5 protein-coding genes are annotated in these 4,158 nt (G+C 31.4%); 3 read left to right on the top strand and 2 right to left on the bottom strand.

The genetic code is table 11. The annotated features are described in order from the left end of the window. A partial coding sequence (locus BMY82_RS09190) for a phosphate ABC transporter ATP-binding protein (protein ID WP_091976256.1) occupies positions 1 to 595 on the top strand: 595 nt, incomplete at its 5' end. 60 nt (positions 596 to 655) lie between these two features. On the opposite strand, the gene BMY82_RS09185 is transcribed toward BMY82_RS09190, so the two are convergent. Then, a complete protein-coding gene (locus BMY82_RS09185) occupies positions 656 to 1,192 on the bottom strand; it encodes a hypothetical protein (protein ID WP_091976255.1) in 537 nt (178 codons plus the stop codon). 40 nt (positions 1,193 to 1,232) lie between these two features. Further along, entirely contained in the window at positions 1,233 to 1,427 is a 195-nt protein-coding gene (locus tag BMY82_RS09700; protein ID WP_330386715.1) for a DUF898 family protein, read from the bottom strand. A 373-nt stretch (positions 1,428 to 1,800) separates the two neighbouring features. Between BMY82_RS09700 and BMY82_RS09175 the strand changes: the two genes are divergently transcribed. Beyond that, on the top strand, positions 1,801 to 2,022 hold the full coding sequence (locus tag BMY82_RS09175) for a FeoA family protein (protein ID WP_091976253.1): 222 nt from the start codon (positions 1,801 to 1,803) through the stop codon (positions 2,020 to 2,022). A 1-nt stretch (position 2,023) separates the two neighbouring features. After that, entirely contained in the window at positions 2,024 to 4,060 is a 2,037-nt protein-coding gene (feoB, locus tag BMY82_RS09170; RefSeq protein ID WP_091976252.1) for a ferrous iron transport protein B, read from the top strand. Positions 4,061 to 4,158: the final 98 nt, after the last annotated feature.

Here is a 4,158-nt window from a genome sequence, read left to right as displayed (position 1 = left end):
TATAAATAGAATCATAGAAGAAGAAAATGGATATTATAAGGGAAGTATAAAATATAAGGGTGAGGAAATAAAGTCTATTAATAAAGAGGAATTAAGAAGAAGAATAGGAATGGTATTTCAAAATCCTATAGCTTTTCCTATTTCAATATATAAAAATCTTTCTTATGTGTTAAATTATCACGGAATAGAAGATAAAAAAAATATGGATAATGCAGTGAAAGAACTTTTGGAAAAAGTAAGGCTGTACGATGAAGTGAAGGATAAATTAAATAAAAAGGCTGAAAGATTATCTGGAGGACAAAAACAGAGACTTGCCATAGCAAGATGTCTTTGTGTTAATCCTGATATTATACTTTTAGATGAGCCTTGTTCCGCCCTCGATTTAAAAAACACGATATCCATAGAAGAGATGCTTTTGGACTTAAAGTCTAAGTATAGTTTATTAGTAGTAACACATAATTTGGCACAGGCTAGAAGAATAGCAGATAAAGTAGTTTTTATGGATAATGGGGAAATAATAGAGCAGTCGGATAAGGATAAGTTTTTTACAAAGCCAGACAGTGTTTTGGCTCAAGAATTAATAAAATATTTATAAAAAAAGTTTCCCATATGGGAAACTTTTTTGTTTCTACAAATAATCTATTAAAAATAAGCTTTAATGTCCCATCGATAATATTTTATAATCGCCATTGTCATCTTGGATTAATAAAACCGTTGTGATGTTATCATAATCTCTTTCAAAAGGAAGAGGAGGAGCATCTTTTTTATAGTTTGTTTTGAAAGTAACATCTAAAGTAATAGGATTGTAGAATTTTTTAATTTTGCCATCTTTGCTCTTTACTTTTATAGGATTTTCTGTTAGTTTTTCTTGATAGTTAGAGGGTTTTGCCGATATAAAATATGATTTTTCAATGCTTTTATTAATAATATCATAACTCTCTTTTTCTTTATCAGGACTTGTTGCTAGAAATGGAAAATGCTTTGAATTTTCCTCTGAGTCTATATCAACGTCATTGTAGACACACTCTTCCTTCTTATGATTGTTGATATTATCAAAATAAACCTGAACGACACTAAGGGGATTTTTTTTCCAAATATCTTCTTTACTAACAGCTTTATCTTTGCTATTTGTGCATCCTAGCAAAATGCTAGAAACTAAAATAAATGACACTAAAAAAGCAGTTTTTTTCATTTATTTATCTCCTTTTAAAATAATATAATATAATCAAAGATTACTCAATAAAAAAAGTATGCTTAACTTTCCATTGTTTTAACTTTATACCTAGCCAAAAACCATAAATTCCAAGAGTAATTAAAGTAAGAAGCCACCACTTAATCCAGTTTCCAAATAGCTGTGTAGCCTTACCGTCGAACAGTAGTCGTCTTCCATTGATTACAGTATGCTCAGTTTCCCAACGGTAAATCATACAATATGCCCATGGTAAACAGAGACCAAAAGTACATACTGTTATAATCGCACCTAAAATTGTCCAAGCTAAAAATTGCAGAAGTCCACCATCAAAATATGAAGAATTATTATATTTATCCATTGTTTTACCTCCATCTTATATTGTATTTTAGAATTATTATAGCATGTTAAGTGTAATAAAAGGTAAAAATCTATTTCATTGTAAATTTTATTTCAATAAAATCAAATTTACAAATGATAATTGATAATAATAGGCTATTTCTATGTTATAATAAAGTTTGTCGGTATTTACTTATTCTTAAATACAGGCAAAAAAGCAAGTAAATAAATATTTATAAAGCATAAATATTCTATAGAAAGACGGGGGAAGTATGACATTAGCAGAAGGAAATATAGATAAAAAATATGTCGTTGAACAGGTGAATCTTCCTATTACTCTTGAAAAGAGAATGGAGTCGCTTGGAATGACAATAGGTTCTAAGGTAACTTTGTTGCAGCAAAAGAGAAACAAAACATCAGTGATTCTCATAAGAGGCACAAAGTTTGCTATTGGAAGAGATGTTGCCTCTAATATTTATGTGAGGGAGGCATAAAATGGGTGAGATGACAGTAGGGTTTATTGGAAATCCAAATTGTGGAAAGACGACGCTTTTTAATGCTTTTACCGGAGCTAATCTAAAGGTTGCAAATTGGCCTGGGGTTACAGTTGAGAAAGTAGAAGGTTCCATGAAGCATGGAGATTTTAATTACAAGCTTGTGGACTTGCCAGGGACTTATAGTCTTACATCGTACACTATGGAAGAACAGGTTTCAAGAAATTATATATTAAGTGATGATGTAGATGTAATAGTAGATGTGGTGGATGCATCTTCTCTTGAAAGAAATTTATATCTTACACTTCAGCTTCTTGAACTGGGTAAGCCAGTAGTTATGGCTTTGAATATGATGGATATTGTAAAAAAGAGAGGTATGGAGATTGATCTTCACAGACTTCCAGAGATGTTGGGAATTCCAGTAATTCCAGTATCTGCTCAAAAGAGGAAAGGTCTTGAGATTTTGATTCACGCGATTGAACATCATAAAGACGGTAAAGAAAAAGATGTTATTATTCACCATCATGATCATGAATATGATGAAAAACATCAAAAATATGCTATGGTGTATAGTGATTTTATAGAAAATAAAATAGATAAGATTTCAGATGAATTAAGAAAAAAATATCCTGAAATAAATAATTATAGATGGCATGCTATTAAATTTTTAGAAAATGATAGCGAGATTATCAATAGATATCCTGTTGATCTTCCAGATGTACTTGATAAAAGTTATGAAACAGAGATTATAAATGAAAAGTATGATTTTATAGAAGAAATAGTTGAAGAAGTTTTGGTAAATAAGGAAAAGACATCTAGAATAACAGCGAAGGCAGATGCTATATTATTAAATAATGTATTGGGAATACCAGCATTTTTACTTATTATGGCTCTTGTATTTTTCCTTACCTTTACAATAGGTGACTGGATGAAGGATTATTTTGAGTTATTCTTATCTTGGTTTTCATCGAAAGTTTCGACCTATATGGCTGCTGCTGATGTAAATAAGATGCTTATTTCTTTGGTGGTAGACGGTATAATTGCCGGTGTAGGTGGTATTTTATCATTCCTACCAAATATATTTATATTATTCCTTGCTTTGGCATTTTTAGAGGATAGTGGTTATATGTCTAGAGTTGCCTATGTAATGAATAGTATAATGGGCAAACTCGGCTTGTCTGGAAGGGCATTTATTCCAATGATATTGGGATTTGGTTGTACAGTGCCAGCATTGATGTCATCTAGGGTTCTTGAAAATGAAAAAGACAGAAGAAGAATAATGCTTATTACACCATTTATGTCTTGTAGTGCAAGGCTGCCTATATATATTCTTTTTTCTCAGTTGTTTTTTGCTAAACACGCTATGATAGTTGCCTATTCTATGTATATAATAGGACTGGCAGTAGCTATTACAGTAGCATTTGTGCTTCATAAGATGGACAAGGACAATAAGAAAGATTATCTTCTTATTGAGTTACCAGAGTATAAAATGCCTAGTGGAAGAACAGTTAGAATATATGTATGGGAAAAAGTAAAGGATTATATTACTAAGGCAGGTACGACAATCTTTATAGCATCGATTATTCTTTGGTTTATACTTAATTTCGGACCAGCAGGATACACTAAGGATATGTCTATGAGCTTTGGAGCAAAGATAGGTGCAATTGCAACGCCAATACTTGTGCCTGTAGGCTTGGGATTCTGGCAGATTGTAGTTGCCTTAATAGCGGGTATATCTGCAAAGGAAGTAGTAGTATCTAGCTTTATAGTTCTTTTTGGAGTAAAGGGAACAGGAGCGCTTAGCAATATGGCAACTTTAAATATCCAACTTAAACAGATAGGATTTGGTCCGCTAAATGCTTTTTGTATGATGCTGTTTTGTCTTCTTTATATACCTTGTGCAGCGGCACTTGCCACAATAAAGAAAGAAACAGGAAGTTACAAGTATATGTTTAAGATAGCAGCTTTTCAGCTTTTAACAGCTTGGTTTATAACTTTCTTTGTATATCAGATTGGCTCTAAAGTATTTGGTCTTTAATAGAAAAATACCGAGCAATCAATATACGATAACCTAATTAATAAGGTAATATCCAATAAAAATAAATTATATATAATGAAAATGCAGCGTATTAATTT

It is taken from the genome of Peptostreptococcus russellii (assembly GCF_900110295.1).
Taxonomy (GTDB): domain Bacteria; phylum Bacillota; class Clostridia; order Peptostreptococcales; family Peptostreptococcaceae; genus Peptostreptococcus; species Peptostreptococcus russellii_A.
This window is presented reverse-complemented; position numbering and strand designations above follow the sequence as displayed.

Bases quoted from the DNA above. Each gene is read 5' to 3' on its own strand.
- feoB (WP_091976252.1), top strand. From the start codon at position 2,024: ATGGGTGAGATGACAGTAGGGTTTATTGGAAATCCAAATTGTGGAAAG.
- BMY82_RS09185 (WP_091976255.1), bottom strand. From the start codon at position 1,192: ATGAAAAAAACTGCTTTTTTAGTGTCATTTATTTTAGTTTCTAGCATT.
- BMY82_RS09700 (WP_330386715.1), bottom strand. From the start codon at position 1,427: ATGATTTACCGTTGGGAAACTGAGCATACTGTAATCAATGGAAGACGA.
- BMY82_RS09175 (WP_091976253.1), top strand. From the start codon at position 1,801: ATGACATTAGCAGAAGGAAATATAGATAAAAAATATGTCGTTGAACAG.